This window comes from Arachidicoccus ginsenosidivorans (assembly GCF_007971385.1).
Classification (GTDB): domain Bacteria; phylum Bacteroidota; class Bacteroidia; order Chitinophagales; family Chitinophagaceae; genus Arachidicoccus; species Arachidicoccus ginsenosidivorans.
Genome location: NZ_CP042434.1, coordinates 3,833,477 through 3,850,960, shown reverse-complemented (window position 1 = coordinate 3,850,960; position 17,484 = coordinate 3,833,477). Strand labels below are relative to the sequence as shown.

Annotated in this window: 15 protein-coding genes, 1 tRNA gene and 2 pseudogenes; 8 read left to right on the top strand and 10 right to left on the bottom strand. The window is 42.5% G+C overall.

Features of this window, described 5'->3' with window-relative positions; translation table 11 throughout:
- The first annotated feature begins 109 nt into the window (after window positions 1-109).
- A complete protein-coding gene (locus tag FSB73_RS15485; RefSeq protein WP_146784143.1) occupies window positions 110-508 on the top strand; it encodes a GNAT family N-acetyltransferase in 399 nt (132 codons plus the stop codon).
- Between the two features lie 22 nt (window positions 509-530).
- Here the strand turns inward: FSB73_RS15485 and FSB73_RS15480 are convergent, their stop codons facing one another.
- The 4 genes and pseudogenes from FSB73_RS15480 to FSB73_RS27685 all read right to left on the bottom strand — a co-directional run bounded on the left by FSB73_RS15480 (window position 531) and on the right by FSB73_RS27685 (window position 2,252).
- Entirely contained in the window at window positions 531-1,184 is a 654-nt protein-coding gene (locus tag FSB73_RS15480) for a rhomboid family intramembrane serine protease (protein ID WP_225974058.1), read from the bottom strand.
- A 108-nt stretch (window positions 1,185-1,292) separates the two neighbouring features.
- Entirely contained in the window at window positions 1,293-1,766 is a 474-nt protein-coding gene (locus FSB73_RS15475) for a 23S rRNA (pseudouridine(1915)-N(3))-methyltransferase RlmH (RefSeq protein WP_146784140.1), read from the bottom strand.
- Window positions 1,763-1,906: a hypothetical protein gene (locus tag FSB73_RS27690; RefSeq protein WP_394344796.1), complete on the bottom strand. Its 144-nt coding sequence runs from the start codon at window positions 1,904-1,906 to the stop codon at window positions 1,763-1,765. Before FSB73_RS27690 ends, FSB73_RS15475 begins: the two co-directional genes overlap by 4 nt.
- Before the next feature lie 50 nt (window positions 1,907-1,956).
- Window positions 1,957-2,252, bottom strand: a pseudogene (locus FSB73_RS27685) (phosphatase PAP2 family protein).
- A gap of 264 nt (window positions 2,253-2,516) precedes the next feature.
- Between FSB73_RS27685 and FSB73_RS15460 the strand changes: the two are divergent.
- Window positions 2,517-4,526, top strand: coding sequence for an LTA synthase family protein (locus FSB73_RS15460; protein ID WP_146784133.1), 2,010 nt, complete (start codon window positions 2,517-2,519; stop codon window positions 4,524-4,526).
- Window positions 4,527-4,692: 166 nt separating this feature from the next.
- Here FSB73_RS15460 and der read toward each other — a convergent pair.
- The 4 genes and pseudogenes from der to FSB73_RS15440 form a co-directional block, all read right to left on the bottom strand.
- A pseudogene (der, locus tag FSB73_RS15455) lies at window positions 4,693-6,005 on the bottom strand (ribosome biogenesis GTPase Der).
- Window positions 6,006-6,208: 203 nt separating this feature from the next.
- Window positions 6,209-7,081 (bottom strand): GTPase Era, encoded by an 873-nt coding sequence (gene era, locus FSB73_RS15450; RefSeq protein WP_146784130.1) that lies wholly within the window; start codon window positions 7,079-7,081, stop codon window positions 6,209-6,211.
- Between the two features lie 192 nt (window positions 7,082-7,273).
- Window positions 7,274-7,345, bottom strand: a tRNA-Met gene (locus FSB73_RS15445).
- Window positions 7,346-7,600: 255 nt separating this feature from the next.
- Window positions 7,601-8,353, bottom strand: a complete 753-nt coding sequence (locus tag FSB73_RS15440; protein ID WP_146784127.1) for a C40 family peptidase — start codon at window positions 8,351-8,353, stop codon at window positions 7,601-7,603.
- Window positions 8,354-8,473: 120 nt separating this feature from the next.
- On the opposite strand from FSB73_RS15440, the gene FSB73_RS15435 reads away from it, so the two are divergent.
- The 6 genes from FSB73_RS15435 to FSB73_RS15410 all read left to right on the top strand — a co-directional run bounded on the left by FSB73_RS15435 (window position 8,474) and on the right by FSB73_RS15410 (window position 14,350).
- Complete coding sequence (locus FSB73_RS15435; RefSeq protein ID WP_225974057.1) at window positions 8,474-9,043, top strand: RNA polymerase sigma factor; 570 nt, start codon at window positions 8,474-8,476, stop codon at window positions 9,041-9,043.
- Window positions 9,036-9,398, top strand: coding sequence for a hypothetical protein (locus FSB73_RS15430; RefSeq protein ID WP_146784124.1), 363 nt, complete (start codon window positions 9,036-9,038; stop codon window positions 9,396-9,398). The genes FSB73_RS15435 and FSB73_RS15430 overlap by 8 nt, the downstream gene beginning before the upstream one ends.
- Window positions 9,399-9,484: 86 nt before the next feature.
- On the top strand, window positions 9,485-10,774 hold the full coding sequence (locus FSB73_RS15425; RefSeq protein ID WP_146784120.1) for an NAD(P)/FAD-dependent oxidoreductase: 1,290 nt from the start codon (window positions 9,485-9,487) through the stop codon (window positions 10,772-10,774).
- Between the two features lie 170 nt (window positions 10,775-10,944).
- On the top strand, window positions 10,945-12,984 hold the full coding sequence (locus FSB73_RS15420; protein ID WP_158639574.1) for a putative porin: 2,040 nt from the start codon (window positions 10,945-10,947) through the stop codon (window positions 12,982-12,984).
- Between the two features lie 34 nt (window positions 12,985-13,018).
- Window positions 13,019-14,059 (top strand): UDP-N-acetylmuramate dehydrogenase, encoded by a 1,041-nt coding sequence (gene murB / locus FSB73_RS15415; protein ID WP_146784114.1) that lies wholly within the window; start codon window positions 13,019-13,021, stop codon window positions 14,057-14,059.
- Between the two features lie 30 nt (window positions 14,060-14,089).
- A complete protein-coding gene (locus tag FSB73_RS15410; protein WP_146784112.1) occupies window positions 14,090-14,350 on the top strand; it encodes a PLDc N-terminal domain-containing protein in 261 nt (86 codons plus the stop codon).
- Between the two features lie 47 nt (window positions 14,351-14,397).
- Here the strand turns inward: FSB73_RS15410 and FSB73_RS15405 are convergent, their stop codons facing one another.
- On the bottom strand, window positions 14,398-16,089 hold the full coding sequence (locus FSB73_RS15405) for an APC family permease (RefSeq protein WP_146784109.1): 1,692 nt from the start codon (window positions 16,087-16,089) through the stop codon (window positions 14,398-14,400).
- 342 nt (window positions 16,090-16,431) lie between these two features.
- Entirely contained in the window at window positions 16,432-17,415 is a 984-nt protein-coding gene (locus tag FSB73_RS15400) for a polyprenyl synthetase family protein (RefSeq protein WP_146784106.1), read from the bottom strand.
- Window positions 17,416-17,484 lie beyond the last annotated feature (69 nt).

Sequence of the window (17,484 nt, the reverse complement as noted above, 5' to 3'; positions counted from 1 at the left end):
ACAAACAACCACTTGTTACTAAAAATTTTAAGGGGAGGTCTTTCAAATTAATTAATTTTGAAGTGGTAAAGGACCATTATTTATTTCACCCAAAACATTTACCATTACCATGGCCATTCATTATAGCCTAACCAAAGAGATCGCTGTTGACGCCATTATCGACGTATTTAATAGCTCAGCCATCAATCGGCCTACCCAGGATCCTGAGCGGATTAAAACCATGTTCGCCAGGGCAGATCTGATCGTCAGTGCATGGGACGGGGATCAATTAGTAGGCATTGCCCGCAGTCTGACCGATTTTTGTTATTGCTGTTATCTTTCAGATCTGGCCGTCAGTAAGCCTTACCAAAGCGCGGGCATAGGCAAGGAATTAGTCGCCCGGACCAGGCAGGCTATTGGGCCTAAGTCCATGCTTTTACTGGTGGCTGCCCCTAGTGCAGTGGATTATTATCCAAAAATCGGTATGGAACCGGTAAACCGTGCATTTATCTATCCCCGGGAAAATTAAATTACTCCGTGTCAGCGCTGGGTCAGATCTGAAAATAACTTCTGACACTGAGTACAAATTGGGCCAGAATATTAAAATGGGACAACAGCTGACAGGCGATTATGGCAAAACCAATCCCATAAAGACCACCGTACAGGTGGGCGGAGTGGTTAATTCTGGAGCTGCCTCTTTTATCCAGCCAGGCTGTGATAATCAGGTAAATCGCCCCAAATATAAAAGAAGGCAGGCTTAAAAACGGGATAAAAATCAGACCGATTTCAGCGGTTGGCATCAAAAGGATGCTGACAAAGACAACCGCCGACACCGCCCCGGAGGCACCCAGGCTCTGGTAGGCACTGTTATTTTTATGTTTGACATAGGTCGGTAATAAGCAAACCATTAAAGCAGATACATATAACAGAACATATAAAAATCTACCCAGGCCGCTGCCAAAGATATAAGCAAAGTTATTTTCCACAGCGATGCCAAAAGTATAAAAGGCATACATATTAAAAGCCAGGTGACCAAAATCACCATGAATAAGTCCACAGCTGAAAAAACGGTACCACTGTCCCTGTTCGCTAATGGCGGGCGGGTAAAAAATCAACTTGCTCATCAATACCTCATTGGAAAAGGCCCTGAAAGAGACGATACAGGTAATGATAATAATGATAAGGGTCACACTTATATGCTCCATAATAATTGGTTAGTTGGGACAGACTGCACGCACCTATAGCCTTTTGGCAGTCCTATTTTTTATTTAGATTTAAATTTAAATATATTCTATTGGTGGTCTCTTTTTGGTTTATACATGATGGTATTTTTCCCCCCGATTGATACTACAGGCCCTGTAGATTTGTTCGGCCAGGATCAGGCGCACCAGCATATGCGGGAATACCAGATCAGAAAGACTCCACACCAAATGGGCTGTCGTTCTTACCGCTTGATCCACCCCAAAAGCACCACCGATCAAAAATACAATCCTTTTGGTACTTTGCACGCTTCGCTGGGCAATTAAAGCCGCCAGCGCGGGCGAGGACAACATTTTTCCTTTTTCATCTAACAGCACGAGATAGTCTGCTGGCTGCAGCTGCGCTAAAATCAGCTGCCCTTCTTGTTTGATTAAAGTTGCTTTATCCAGGGACGCTGCATTTTTGGGTGGGGAAATAATTTGCCACTCGGCCGGATAATATTTTTGTATGCGCGTGGTAAAATCCTCTATGGCGGCTGATAGTTGCCGGTCATGTGCCTTACCCACAGACCATAATGCTATTTTCATAACCGGGTCGTTTTAGGTAGTGTTTTAGCTGGGGCAATGGCTGGTAATTCAGTCTGATCTTCAACCCTGTCCTTTTGAGCGTCTGCCAAATGCGTCTTTTTGAGCTGTCCATCTGATAGTGGTGCTGGCACTACAGGCATCTTAAAAAAACGGTTAAACAAAAAGTACATGCCTGTTCCAACAGCCGAGCCTAGTAGGCCCCCCCTATGATATCTGTCGGATAATGCACCCCTACATAGATCTGCCCATAGCAAATGGTCGCTGCCCAAAAGATAAATAGCCAGACCCATTTGCCAAAATAGCGCCTGAGCGTTAGAAAGAAAAAAGCGCAAGCGCAAAATGATTGCTTGCGTGGGAGGAAGGAAAGCTTCCGCTTTGTGGCCGGTGACGCACCAGAAATCTTTCTTTTAGGCGCATGACCACATCATTGCAAGGACGGACCCTGTCAAAATATTCTTTTAAAAAATGACTACTGAGCTGATCCATAATAGCTACAGTGGCGAGCACAAATAAAAACCAGGGCAATGCCTTCTTACCAAAATTAATAAAGGCAAAAAGCGCCAGAAAGATATATAAAGGGATCCAGGTGTTTTTATCCCGCCACCAAGGCAAAATGGCATCCAGCACTGGACTGGTCCAGACCGTATTTATTTTCAGAAAAAGATATTTATCAAAATTTTCAAAGTAGGAAAATATCATTTATTAGCGGAGGTTTAAAAATTTACTACTTTTGGAGCCAAAAATCAGCTCATGAAGCGCATAAAAATACCAAGTTCTATCCAATGGTTATTGATAATTAGCATATTTTTTATCCTGCTCATGTCTGTTATGCGGCTCATAGAGATGAATGTCTTCCCCAAACCTGCATTGGATATCGATCATCCCATGGGCAAAGCTTTCTTTTTGGGGTTGCGCTATGACCTACGTGTGGTAAGCGTAGCGGCGCTCGTAGGCTTTCTTTTATCCCTGATTCCCGCACTACATCCTTTTAAGAAAACCGCAGGGAAAAAAGCGGCCTTTATTTATTGGGGAATATTCACATTTCTTTTTGTTTTTATCTATATCGCCGGCTTCGCCTATTTTGCCTATCTGGGCGCCAGTCTGAATGCCAGTGTGCTGGAATATTTGCAAGAGGATGCCTCTTTTGGGATGGTCATGGAGACTTATCCGGTATTCTGGATACTTTTTACTTTGATCATAGGCACCTTTTTACTCCACTGGTTTATCCGGCTTTCCTATCGTTGGGTAAAAAGAAGATGGGAAGCTGCTGGTAATCAGAACTTTCAGGTAGAAAAACCTTTCCGTATCAGTACCGGTATCGCTTTTTTCCTTTTACTGGCCTTTTTTATTTTCGGGCGACTGGGGCAGTATCCACTCAGGTGGAGTGATGCCTTTACCCTGGGCAGTGATTATGCCTCCAATATGGCGCTCAACCCTTTTCAGAGTTTTTTTAGTACCCTACAGCATTCTAATGTTTCTTTTGACAAGGAAGCGGTCAGAAAAAATTACGCTAAAATGGTGGATTTTCTGGATATAAAAAATCCGGATCAAAATACGCTTAATTATGAAAGAGTCATTACACCAGATACGCCTTCCCTGCAACCACCCAATGTCGTGGTGGTGATCTGTGAGTCTTTTAGTTATGTCAAGAGTTCCATGTCGGGCAACACCCTAAATCCCACACCTTATTTTGATTCCCTCTCTAAGCAAGGTTTATTTTTTACCCGCTGCTTCTCACCATCGGTGGGAACAGCCAGAGGTGTCTGGGCCGTGGTGACCGGTCTTCCCGATGTGGAGCGCAACTCCACCTCCAGCCGCAACCCGGGTGCCGTCAATCAGCATACCATTATACAGGCTTTTAAAAACTACGACAAAAGCTATTATATTGGCGGCAGTCTTAGTTGGGCCAATATAAGAGGTCTTTTGGAGAATAATATTCCGGGCCTGAAAACCATTGAACAACCCGATTATGATGCCCCAAAAATCAATGTATGGGGCGTCTCTGACAAACATATCTTCGCCAGGGCCAATCAGGACTTTTCAAAGAAAAAAGGGCCCTTTTTTGCCGTCATCCAGACAGCAGATAACCACCGGCCGTATACCATCCCGGATGAAGATAAAGACAGTTTTAAATTGGTCAATGTACCGGAAAAAGAAATACTGGCCAATGGTTTTACCAGCCTTGCAGAGCTCAATGCCTTCCGCTATACGGATTATTGTTATCGGCATTTTATAGAGGCAGCCAAAAAAGAGGCCTATTTTAAAAATACTATCTTTGTATTTGTAGGAGACCACGGCACCAAAGGGGACGCTTCTAAATATTATCCAGACGCCTGGACCAATGGTTCTTTGGTAAATATGCATGTCCCCTTGCTGTTTTATGCACCCGGCCTGATAAAACCAGCCGAAATAGATAGTTACGCCTCGCAGATAGACCTTTTGCCAACCGTCGCTGGTTTGGCCAAGTTACCTTATAAAAACACGACCATGGGACGTGATCTGATGAGTCCTCATATGCGGGAAAATCCGGATCATAACGGCGTGTTTATCTACGATCCCAGTAATATTACGATTGGTCTGATTCAGGATTCGCTGTATTATTTTTATGATGTCGACCGTCAGCAAAAACCCAAGGTGTTTAATATGTTCAATAACCATCCGGTTCATATCACGGATTCCATTAAAAACCATTACGAACCCATGATTAATGCCATATATCAGACAGATAAATACATGATTTTAAACAATAAAGTACATTGACCCTTCGCCTCTTATTGGCGTCGTACGGTGCCAGCGCCGTACAACCACAAGAATCACAACCACCACAACCTATCCTTTTTCCATCAAATAAAGTACCCTGCCCGCTGTGGATGATACAGCTTGGGCAGGGTACTTTATTTAATAAACGGCGGCCATGGCCACTTTGTTATTTCTTTCTAAAGAAAATCCGGACCGGCACACCTTTAAAATTAAAATGACTGCGCAATTGATTCTCTAAATAATTTTTATAGGGTGTTTTGATATCATCCGGGTAGTTCGCAAAAAGGCAAATGACGGGACATGCGTTGGTAATTGCATGACGTATTTAATCTTAATAGAATTACCTCTAACCACCGGAGCGTGATAGGATTCAATGGCTTTAAGCATGATGTCATTAAGCTTACTGGTGGCAATCCTTTGCTTTTTATTCTCACAGACTTCCAGTGCAATTTCTATCGCCTTGAAAATCCGGGTCTTTTCTTTGGCAGAGATAAAGACAATAGGAATATCATTAAAAGGCGCGATGCGCTTTTTAAGTTCTTTCTCATAATCTCTGGCCGTATTGGTATCCTTATCTTCAATCAAATCCCATTTATTGACCAGTAGCACAATTCCTTTGCCCTTTCTGGCGGCCAGTGAAAATATATTAATATCCTGAGCCGTTATGCCTTTTTCGGCATCCAGGACCATAAGACAGGTATCCGCCTCATCCATAGCCTTGATAGCACGGATCACAGAATAAAACTCTAAATCATCCTTTTCCTTATTTTTTTTACGGATGCCCGCAGTATCGATCAGTACAAATTCTTTCTGAAAGAGATTGTAATGGGTATGGATGGTATCTCTGGTCGTACCGGCAATTTCACTGACAATGGTTCTTTGTTGACCGGTCAGGGCATTGAGTAGTGAGGATTTACCCACATTGGGTTGCCCGATAATAGCAATTTTGGGCAGATCTGTTTTTTCAGCAGAATCTTCTGCCTGTGGTCCCATCATTTCTGTTACGGCGTCCAGTAATTCTCCTGTCCCGCTCCCACTCATGGAACTAATAAAAAACACTTTTTCAAAGCCCAGAATATAAAACTCTGTAGCCTCTAAATAGCGGTTATTGTTGTCCACTTTATTAACTGCAACAAGCACTGGTTTGGTGGTCCTTCTAAGCATATTGGCCATCGCATCATCCAGATCAGTGATCCCGGTAGCTGCGTCTGTCATAAATATAATCACATCCGCCTCATCAATAGCAGTTTTTACCTGTTTGCAGATTTCTATTTCAAAAACGTCCTCAGTTCCGTGAACAAATCCACCGGTGTCTATTACATTAAATGAGCGGCCATTCCACTCCGTTACACCATATTGACGGTCTCTGGTAACGCCACTGACATCATCCACTATGGCCTTTCTCTCCTCCAGCAGGCGGTTGAAAAACGTACTTTTCCCTACATTGGGACGACCTACTATCGCGACTGTATAACTCATAAATTTATTTTTGTGTGGACCAATCAACGCCGGCTTTGTTGTAAATACCCCGACTTTTTTCCTGAGCTGTTTTCTAAATTAATTATTAGGTTCTATCTGCTTAATATATGCTTATTATGTACTTATTATTTGCCTGGGCTTCTCATTTATAAATGCCTGTTTCCTTATCCTTTAGATGTTAAAACAGGGGCATTTAACCCAGCTTAATTATACCCGTATTCTTTTAGCTGGGCATCATTTTCTCGCCATTTTGGACGCACTTTGACAAATAACTCTAAAAACACTTTTTGTTCAAGAAACTTTTCAATGTCTTCCCTGGCCAGCGTTCCGATCTTTTTGATCATTTTACCTTTTTCTCCGATCAGAATCATCTTCTGGGTTTCTCGTTGAACAATAATATCTGCCTGTATCTTTGTCAGCGTTTGTTTTTCTTTAAAAGCATTGACCATAACAGCTGTATGATAGGGAATCTCATCTTGAAAAAGCTGATAGATTTTTTCACGGATTAATTCTCCCACAAAAAACTTTGTGGGCAGGTCAGTGAGTTCATCCTCATCATAAAAAGCCATGCCTTCTGGCAACAGCTCCACAATAGCACGGGTTAGCTTCTCAAATATCTTTTGATTTAATGCACTAAGCGTCACTACTTTTTTACAATAAGGCAACTCGGCGAAAAACGCTTTGGCCTCTTTAACCCTTTCTGGACTTGCTACATCAATTTTATTGAGGGCAATAATACAAGGAACCCTGAGTTTCAATGCGTTAAATAGTTCAGCGCATTGCTGCAAGTCATCTTGTATATCCACGAGCAATACAGCTACATCCGCATCCTCCAGGGCACTTTTAACATTGCCCATCATTTTTTGATGCAACTTGTATTTTGGTTCAATAATGCCAGGTGTATCGGATAAAATGATCTGGTACTCATCTTTTTTATTCAAAAAACCTTTGATCCTGTGTCTGGTCGTTTGAACCTTACTGGAGACAATTGCCAGCTTCTCGCCTAACAGCGCATTGAGCAAAGTGCTCTTACCGGCATTTGGTTTCCCAAATATATTGACGAACCCAGATTTCATGAAGGTGATTTAAACAAAAATTAATGAACCGTTACCAAACACAAAGGTAGAATTTTAATACCGAACGAAAAAAGCATAAAAAAGAATATTATAGGTGGCAGCGACCGGAAAAAAATGCCCTAAAAACAGAAAAGCTCCACATTATGTGGAGCTTACTAAATTTAGCATTTGCTATAATTTCCCTTTCGGCTGTTGCGAGGGGCGGGATCGAACCACCGACCTTCGGGTTATGAGCCCGACGAGCTACCGCTGCTCTACCTCGCGATATAGTCTTTATCAAATATGGAGTTTAACTCCTTGAATTCGTTTATTTCGCGCTTATTTAAAGGCTTTCTTATTCCAAAATCAAAACTTTTTTTGATCTTTTCTAACCCTTATTAGCTATGTCTTTAGCTATGTTTTTAGCTATGTCTGCCATTTGTTCTATTCGGTGCATTATCAAGTGTTACGCACTTCAGATACACCTTGTTTCCCAAACGGGTTGCAAAGATAAGGGGGAAATATTTACCGACCAAACTTCTACCAAACTCTTTTTATAATCCTCAAAAAATGAGTTCGTTTTCCGCTGGCCTTTTGTTTGATTCCCTGTGAATCGATCATATCAATTCTGACCTGTCCTGAGCTGTGGATAATTTTATTGGGCGCCAGTAAAATCCCAACATGCGTAATGCTTCCTTCCTCATTATCAAAAAAGGCAAGGTCTCCGGGCATGGATTCTTCCAAAAAGCCAATCACCTCTCCATGCGCCGCCTGCTGATAGGCATCTCTTGGCAAATCGGTTCCAAATAACTTGAAAACCTGCTGCACAAAACCGCTGCAATCTGTACCTGCGGTGGTCTTCCCACCCCAGAGATAAGCCGTGTTCATATAAGCCATTGCAGCTTTTTGCAGGCTTCTTTTAGTTTTGTGTTTGGGTTTTAAGCTGGGCAATACTCCGTAATCCACTTTTATCCCAGCCAAGGTCTGGCATTTCCAGATCGGTGTACCCGGATAGATCAGCATGGGCCCACCGGCAAACTTTATTGTAGTGGCGCAGTCTATATACCCCAGGATTTTTGATTTTTCCAGCCAGCTTTCCAATACATCCGTTACCTGACTTGCTTGCACCCAACCAACATACTGATCAAAAACGGTTCTGACCTGAACAAAATCCCCATCCCTATTGAGCAATTCTGCCATTTCTCCAAATAATAATTGACTGACCATCTCAGCGCGGTGGCTAGGCGCCAGTCTAAGTGGTGAAATAGGTGTTATACCGATAACGTGAAACATAAATTTCTCACTAATAATTAATTATAAATGGCTAATTTTAGCCTAAGAAGCCGTTTTTTCAATAAAACATTTTATGGAAATTCCATTTAAAATGCATCTAAATAAAAAAGATTCTTCTCTTTGCGTCAACATCACGAAAAATACAATGATGACTTTCTACTCAGCAAATATATGCAGAGTCAGGATAATTATTGGCTTGGAATCTTACTTGAACGATATACCGTGCTGGTTTTAGGGGTAACGATGAAGTATCTGGGCGATCCTGAAGCCGCCAAAGATGCCACCCAACAGATATTTTTTCATGTATTACAAACGCTCAGCCGCCATAAAATCACTAATTTTAAGAACTGGCTTTATACAGTGGCTAAAAACCATTGCCTGATGCATATCCGAAAAAATAAACAAACCCGCATAGAGGAGCTCAAAGAAGAATTGCTGAATATTCAATCAGAAGGCGTACCCGAGGGGCTCCAAACCAGAGAACGATTACTGGAGCAGTTGCAATCGGCACTAGAGCAGTTAAATGCAGCGCAAAAAACCTGTATTTCACTGTATTACCTGGAAAACCACTCTTATCAGGAGATTGTGACCCGGACGGGATATAATGGAGACCAGGTGAAAAGTTATATTCAAAATGGCAAAAGAAACCTAAAAAACTATATTATAAAAAACGACCCGCCTAATGGCTGAAAAAAAGAAAATATCCGCCAACGCCAGTACAAAAGACCTGGACAAATGGCTCCAAGACAAATTGGACGCTGTTAACAATGGTGGTATGGCTGAGGGTCATGACGAGAAAACAGATGAGCAGGATCCTTTTTTGCAGGACGCGCTGGAAGGGCTCAGTAAATTTAGTTCAACTAAGGAAATCTACCGGCAAACCGGACGGGTTAACCGTGCCCTGGAGAAAAAAACAGGCGGCGCACGCAAAATAAATATTTTCGAGGCTAGTCCGATATTTTGGTTTATCGTCGCCATTATCATCATCATAACAGTAATAATACTGGCTTTTGTTGTCCTGCGCATGAGAATGGGACAAATTTAGCGGATCAGTTATACTATAATTGCCACATATAGGGTAAATTGCACCTTTATTTAGGTTCTATTTACGGGTAATTAAAGTATATACATATGCAGAAAAAAATTGTTATTATAGGAGCCGGGTTTGCCGGACTGAAGTTAGCCAGAAAACTGCATAATGCGGATTACCACATCACCCTTATTGATATCCATAATTTTCATCAATTCCAGCCCCTATTCTACCAGGTGGCTTCGGCCAGGTTGGAGGCAACGGCTATTTCTTTTCCCCTTAGAAGAATATTCCAAGGTAAACGCAATGTCAATGTGAGAGTAGGGATGATCCGCCAAATTGACACCAGGGCCAAAAAAGTCTTTACCCGACACAATATCTATGAATATGATTACCTGGTCATTGCTACTGGATGTACCAATAATTTTTTCGGCAACGAAAATATTGAACAGTATGCCTTCCCAATGAAGTCCACCAATCAGGCCATTGCCTTGCGCAATAAGATCCTACTGAATTTTGAGGCGTCATTATCCGCCCGAACACCTGCAGACAAAGAGGCCTATAATAATATTACCATCGTGGGCGGTGGCCCTACGGGGGTAGAGCTGGCCGGCGCCCTGGCAGAGATGAAATCCAAGGTGCTGCCCAAGGATTATCCTCTGATTGATTTCAGTAACTTGGGGATCAACCTGATTGAAGGCAGCCCCAGCACCTTATCCTCCATGAGCGAACAATCGCAGAAAAATTCCAGGCGCTACTTAGAAGAGATGGGGATTAAAATCCAGACCAATATTCACGTAACAGATTATGATGGCGAAGTAGTTACACTGGAAAATGGGACCAAGATCCGCAGTAAAACGCTAATTTGGGCCGCAGGTGTTATTGGCAATGTACCTGTTGGCATTCCAAAAGAATGCATTACTAGAGGTAACAGACTGATCGTCAACGAATACCATCAAGTAAAAGGCTTAGATGACGTTTATGCAATAGGCGATATTTCTTATTTAGAGACCAAGGACTGGCCCAAGGGACAGCCACAGCTGGCCCATGTGGCCAATAAACAGGCCGCGCATCTATCTGAGAACTTTGAGGCTATACTAAAAGGCCGGACACCCACCGTATTTACCTACAAAAATCCAGGCACGATGGCCACCATTGGTAAACGCAAAGCGGTGGTGGATCTGCCAAAACTGCATTTTCACGGAAGATTGGCCTGGTTAATATGGATGTTTCTGCATCTGATGTTAATTTTGGGCGTTCGCAATAAATTATTGGTTTTTATCAACTGGATGATCAGTTATTTTACCAATGATTCTACTTTGCGTATCATTTTGCTCCCCTCCAAAAAACAAACCTGGCTGGGGCAAGAATATGATGAACTTTCCGTTTAACACTAAAGACAAATGTGCAGTGCAAAACATTGCCATCAATCAATGCAGCAAAAGGTAAATAGCAACAAAGGGCGACACTCTAAAGATTTGATGACTGATCCATGCAGATAAATAAATACAGAAGGAACGAGGTATCCCCCCTCCTATGCAAGACCGTGCCCATAATTGTTATGGCCTGGATACTGGTTATGATAACCGGTACACTACGGGCGCAGGTAACGGACGAAAATCAGACTTATCAGACCGATAACCAGGGCCGTCCTATAGCGCCCAATCAAGGAGGCAATGATTCGCTCAAAATGCGGGATAAATTCGAGGACTCCATTACCATCAGCTACCGTTATTTTGACTCTACCTTAGATCATCATATGGACAGTTCCATCAATGATTTTAATACCCGACTGCAATTACCTTATACCTATAATGATTTAGGCAATATAGGTTCACCTGCTCAATCCTTATTATTCAAACCCTATATGAAGCCTGGATGGGATGAGGGAATGCATAGTATGGATTACGCCCGGTTCACCTTAAAAAATACCCGTTACTTTACCTCTACACGCCCCTATTCTGAGCTGGGCTACATGCTGGGCGGCAAAGGGGAACAATATATTGATTTGCTCCACACCCAGAACCGCAACCGAAATGTTAACTTTACCTTTGAATATCGGTTGTTAAATGCCCCTGGATCTTTTAAGAATCAAAACGATGCCAATAGCAACCTCAGGGCTAATATTTCTGTGAAGAGCACGAATAAAAGATATTCTTCTAACCTGATTTTTATTCGCAATAGCCTAAAAACGGCCACCAATGGCGGGTTGGTGGACCCGGATCAGTTAAAAGACCTTTCCTTAGGCGATCCCTTCCAGGCTGGTGTAAAACTGGGCAATAGTAATACATCTACCAGCAACCCATTCAATGCAACTGTGGTGACCGGTAACACATTTACAGACGTTTCCTTATATCTCAGGCAATCCTTCGATTTTGGACAAAAAGACTCTGTCGTGCAGGATACAGTTACTTACTATCAGTTTTATCCCAGGTTAAGGTTGGAGCATGCGATTTCTTATACCACCCATGGATATAATTACCATGATTACAATCCCACCTCCGATGACTATCTGAACTATTATAATTTTATCGTACCCACCGATACTATTTTATTTGAGGACAAATGGAAGGATCTAACCAACCAGTTCGCCATTTATACTTATCCGGATAAAAAAAATAAAAATCAATTTTTAAAATTGCATGGGGACCTGCAGATGCTAAATGGACGCCTGGGCGATAACTACAAAATTAATTATAACAATATCTTTGTTGGTGCAGAATACCGCAACCGGTCTAAAAATGAAAAATGGAATATCCAGCTAGCGGGCAACTTCTATCTGGCCGGCAATTACAGTGGAGACTATAATGTTCAGGGCAGCCTCAGAAGAGATTTCGGGGAAAAACTAGGCGGCCTGGAACTAGGCTTTATGAATGTCAACCGGACGCCTTCTTTTATTTATAATGCCGGCAATGAAGGCGCCTTTACAACCGATACCTCCAAGGTCAGCTATCATGCCCATTCTGATTTTCCGGTCATTGGTGTCAGTGACCTGAATAAAGAAAATATTTCCAGAGCCTACGCCAGCTATTATCTTCCTGCACTCGGACTAAGTCTGACCGGTAACTATTATTTTGTTTCCAATTACACGTATTTCAAGGATATATTTACGGCTGCACAATCCAGCAGCCTCTTTAATGTATTACAGGTCGGGGCTCAAAAACATACCCGTCTGGGCAAATTCTTCCATTGGTATCTGGATGCAAATGTACAGCAAAGAGCCGGTGAGGCTCCACTGAATCTGCCCCTGCTCATTTTAAGGAACCGTATCGCTTTTGAAGGCCATTTTTACAATAACCTTTATCTTTCCACCGGCATTGATATTCGCTATGTTTCCCCTTACAAGGCTGACAGTTACTCCCCTTTTACCGGGCAGTTTTATTATCAGGATCAAACAAGGATCAGTAACCGGCCGGATATTTCCTTTTATATTAATTTTCGGATCAAACGATTTAGATTCTTTGGTGAACTCGCCAATCTCAATACCATGGACTACAGTAATAATACCTTTGGCTTTAACCATTATAATTACGTCAACCCAAATATGCCCGGCCAGGCACTGTGGCTCAGAATGGGTGTATGGTGGTATTTTATTAATTAACCGGCTTTTGCCTTGCAAAAAACAATGCAGTTAGATGCAATTAACCGAAAATTTTAATATCCAACCCTATAATACTTTTGGCATAAGTGCCACTGTCAGCGAATTTCAGGCATTTGACAATGTGGCAGCGCTTTCTACCATTCTAAAAAAACACGCGAATACCCCCTTATATGTCCTGGGTGGCGGCAGTAACGTCCTTTTCACGGGTGATTATGAAGGACTCATTTTAAAAAACAACTTAAAAGGCATACAGCTGTTAAAACAGGATCAAAAATATTATTACATAAAGGTCGCAGCCGGAGAGCCCTGGCATCCTTTTGTGCAGTATTGTGTACAGCATGGTTATCCCGGCCTGGAAAACCTGAGTCTGATTCCCGGTCTGGCAGGGGCTTCCCCTATGCAAAATATCGGGGCATACGGCGTGGAGATCAAAGACCATTTTTTTGAATTGGAAGCCATGCGCATCAGCGATCAAACGATCAGGCAGTTTACCAATGCGGATTGTCAGTTCGGCTACCGGGAAAGTATTTTTAAAAAAGCGCTTAAAGGACAGTTTATCATTCTAAGTGTAACCTTCAGGCTCCCCAAAAAACCAGTTCTGCATTTAGAATACGGTGCGATCAAAGAGGAATTGAACAATGCAGGTATTACCCTAAATAAGACCCAGCCTTCTATCAAGGACATATCCGAGGCGGTCATCCGGATACGCCAGCGAAAACTTCCGGATCCAAAGGAAATCGGCAACGCCGGGAGTTTCTTTAAAAATCCAAGTATTCCCCTTGAGCAGTTTGAAGCGTTAAAGGCTTTATATCCAACGGTTCCGGCATATAGTCTTCCCCCAGAGAATGCCCTGGCTGCAACCCATATTAAAGTAGCAGCAGGATTTCTAATCGAATCATGCGGCTGGAAGGGATACCGGATGGGAGACGCCGGCGTGCATAAAAACCAGGCTTTGGTTCTGGTTAATTACGGACAAGCCACCGGAAGTGAGATACTGGCTTTATCACAGCGCATTATTGAAAGTGTCGTAGATAAATTTGGTATTCACCTGGAAAGAGAAGTCAATATTATTTAATCTAAAAAAAGCTTAAACCTTTTCCCTTATATGATTTTAATGCAAATTCTTGGTCGTGTAAGCGCCCTGTCAAATACGGCCGCAACCAGTGAGAACCCTCATTCAATCCTGCCACTCGTTTTATTTTTCGGGATTATCCCACTGGCTTTTTTAATCTATTGTTTACGCGATATTATGCCACGTACTTATAATGGCAATCTCAAAAAAGTATGGATCATACTTATTATTGTCCTGCCCATGCTCGGGCCTTTACTCTACCTGTTTGTGGGACAGGATAAAGCAATCAGATAACGTAACTAAAGGAAAAGCCTTTCATTTATCGCTTCAATACCGCAGATTTACTTTGCCTCAGCCGGTGATTTTTGGATCAGCCGACTATGTTTATAACCATAAGCAAAATACAGCAAAAGACCTACTGCCATCCAGCCAAAGAAAACCAGCCAGCTTTTAGCAGGTATGGTAATCATCAGGTAAAGACAACAAAGCGTGCCCAGTACCGGAATCAAAGAATAACGTTTTATAAAACTAAGCACTGCTGCAATAATAGCCACGAGGATAAAAAGAATAAATAAAATCTCCTCATAAGATTCTGTACGCAGATGCTCCATAGCACTCAGCAGCCTGGCTCTGAAAAAATAAATAAAGACAGCCACGAGCACGGGCGCAATAAACCGCGCATTGATATAGGGTAATGTAAATTGATCTTTGGCTTTTTTTATTTTAGGCAATACCAATACCCCACTGCATACCAAAACAAAGGCAAATAAAGTCCCAATACTGGTTAGATCTGTCATCAGAAGGTCATCAATAAAAAGCGTGGGAATACCTACCAATAGTCCGGTAATCAGGGTGGCAAAAGCAGGCGTCTTGTACCGTTTACTGACCTTGCCAAAACGCTTGGGCAGCAATCCATCTCTACTCATGCTCATCCAGATTCTGGGTTGACCAATCTGAAATACCAGCAGTACACTTGTAGAAGCGGCCACTGCACTCACAGCGATAATCAGTCCAACCTTAGGCATATTAATCTTATTGAAAACATAGGCCAATGGATCTGCAACCCCTTCAAATTCTTTATAATTGACCAGGCCGGTAATCACTAGTGCCACCAGTATATAGATCACCGTACAAATGAGTAGCGAATAGAGCATCCCCTTAGGCATGTCTCTTTTGGGATTCTTACATTCCTCAGCGGTCGTAGAGATGGCATCAAAACCGATATAAGCGAAAAAAACGGAAGACACGCCTCTTAATACACCATCCATCCCATTGGGCAGAAAAGGAGACCAATTATCTGTTGATCCGTCAGCGGCAATCAGGTAAAAGCCAAAGACCACGATAAAGGCCAGCAGTACAAGTTTTAACCCAACCATAAAATTGGCACTTTTCTTACTCTCAGAGATTCCGATATAGGCCAGCAGTGTAATCAGCACGACTATTAAAAATGCTGGCAGATTAATAATAAACTTTAGTGGTCCCAGGCTAGGTGCGTTTGTATAAATCAGATCATTGACAGGCATGCCTGCTGCCAGTGCACTGTCATATTTAATCTTTGCCGTCTGATAACCAATGGTCAACCAGTCAGGCAGGTGAATATGCATGCCAATCAAAAGGTTATTAAAATAAGCGCTCCAGGAGATGGCCACCACAATATTACCAATGGCATATTCTAATATAAGTGCCCAGCCAATGACCCAGGCAATGAGTTCCCCAAAAGTTACATATGAATAAGTATAGGCCGATCCGGACACCGGTACCCTGGAGGCGAACTCTGCATAACAAAGCGCCGTAAATCCACAGGTGACAGCTGTAATCAAAAATAAAAAGATAACCCCCGGGCCGCCCTCAAAAGCAGCCTTGCCTATGGTAGAAAATATGCCGGCACCGATCACCGCTGCCACCCCCATAAAAGTGAGATCCCTGACGGTTAATACTTTTTTTAAGTTCATGGGCTGACCATCTTCTTGGCCCTTGTCATATTCTTTTTGTATGGTGTCAATCGACTTTTTCCTAAATAGTGGGTTACTCATTGTACTGTCGTATTATGTGGTAAGATCATTATGCGTATGAAAGCATTATCCTGGTTTTTCCAAATATCCCCTGCTAGTAAGGCAATACTACGCTTTAATTATCCTGGATTTATCTGCTAACTTTTACCTTTCAATTGCTATCGCCCTATTTTTCAACCAGCCAATTCTGGCTGAACTTTGCTTGTCAAGCGGTCTTTATCTCACTTCCTCACTTCCTCTATTCTATAATTATATACCTAAATCTACCTGTACTTGTGCGTGTATATACCCGTTTGGGTTTTGAATTCAGGTTTTAGTTTATCCCTACAGGCAAAACACTAATATGCTTCTATTATAAAAATTCTAATATTCTCTGTGGAGCAGATAATTAGCCAGATCCTGTAGTGGCTGTTTACGAGAGCTGACCACCACAATTTGCTCCAGGTGCTCCATGGCTTTGGTCGCATAAAACTGGATCAGTTCCAGACAAGAAGCTTCTACACCCGATTTGCGGTATATATCCAATACACCAGTTATCTTATCCTGCTCTTCGCTTTGAGTTGCCGGCTGAAATGCCAGCAGCTCTTCGAGCTTTTCTTTATCCGAGCCAGTAGCCATTTGGCGGGCACTGATCAAAAGACAGGTCTTTTTATTTCTTAGGATATCACCCCCGACCTGCTTGCCAAATTTCTCTGGATCCCCAAAACAATCCAAAAAGTCATCTTGCAACTGGAAGGCAATCCCCAGGTTCTTACCGAAGCCATAGAGCCTGTCACAATTATGCCGGGTTGCACCGCCTACGATGGCCCCCATTTTCAGGCTGGCCGCCAGCAGTACTGCGGTTTTAAGTTTAATCATCTGGATATAATCTTCCAGGCTGACCATATCAACAGATTCATAATCCATATCATATTGTTGCCCTTCACAAACTTCTCTGGCAGTCTGGTTAAAAAGTTTGAGTATCCAGTGCATATAATCTCCGCAAATCCCTTCCAGCTGGCTATAGGCCTGGACCAGCATGACATCCCCGCTAAGGATGGCCGTATTCTCCCCATTGCGCATATGCACGGTTGGCTGGCCTCGCCTTAGGCTGGCTTTATCCATAATATCATCATGCATCAGGGTAAAATTATGAAAAAGTTCAATAGCGGTCGCAATCCGCCAGGAGTCCTCGTGTATTTCCCCAAACAGTTCATTGCCCATTAAACAGGCCACCGGGCGGATCCTTTTACCCCCGATTCCCAGAAAATAACTGGCAGGTTCATATAAACCGGCAGGTTGGCTTGGAAACTGCGGATGACTAAACTTCTGACAAAATAGATTCGTTAATTCAGTAAAAGAATACACTTGATAATCAGTTTTTTATTAATTCAAATGGAATACCGCTGCAAAATACCGGATTTGCCCTGGAATGGC

Coding starts and splice junctions, on each gene's coding strand:
- FSB73_RS15485 (WP_146784143.1), top strand. CDS start 110: ATGGCCATTCATTATAGCCTAACCAAAGAGATCGCTGTTGACGCCATT.
- FSB73_RS15480 (WP_225974058.1), bottom strand. CDS start 1,184: ATGGAGCATATAAGTGTGACCCTTATCATTATTATCATTACCTGTATC.
- FSB73_RS15475 (WP_146784140.1), bottom strand. CDS start 1,766: ATGAAAATAGCATTATGGTCTGTGGGTAAGGCACATGACCGGCAACTA.
- FSB73_RS27690 (WP_394344796.1), bottom strand. CDS start 1,906: ATGCCTGTAGTGCCAGCACCACTATCAGATGGACAGCTCAAAAAGACG.
- FSB73_RS15460 (WP_146784133.1), top strand. CDS start 2,517: ATGAAGCGCATAAAAATACCAAGTTCTATCCAATGGTTATTGATAATT.
- era (WP_146784130.1), bottom strand. CDS start 7,081: ATGAAATCTGGGTTCGTCAATATATTTGGGAAACCAAATGCCGGTAAG.
- FSB73_RS15440 (WP_146784127.1), bottom strand. CDS start 8,353: ATGTTTCACGTTATCGGTATAACACCTATTTCACCACTTAGACTGGCG.
- FSB73_RS15430 (WP_146784124.1), top strand. CDS start 9,036: ATGGCTGAAAAAAAGAAAATATCCGCCAACGCCAGTACAAAAGACCTG.
- FSB73_RS15425 (WP_146784120.1), top strand. CDS start 9,485: ATGCAGAAAAAAATTGTTATTATAGGAGCCGGGTTTGCCGGACTGAAG.
- FSB73_RS15420 (WP_158639574.1), top strand. CDS start 10,945: ATGGCCTGGATACTGGTTATGATAACCGGTACACTACGGGCGCAGGTA.
- murB (WP_146784114.1), top strand. CDS start 13,019: ATGCAATTAACCGAAAATTTTAATATCCAACCCTATAATACTTTTGGC.
- FSB73_RS15410 (WP_146784112.1), top strand. CDS start 14,090: ATGATTTTAATGCAAATTCTTGGTCGTGTAAGCGCCCTGTCAAATACG.
- FSB73_RS15405 (WP_146784109.1), bottom strand. CDS start 16,089: ATGAGTAACCCACTATTTAGGAAAAAGTCGATTGACACCATACAAAAA.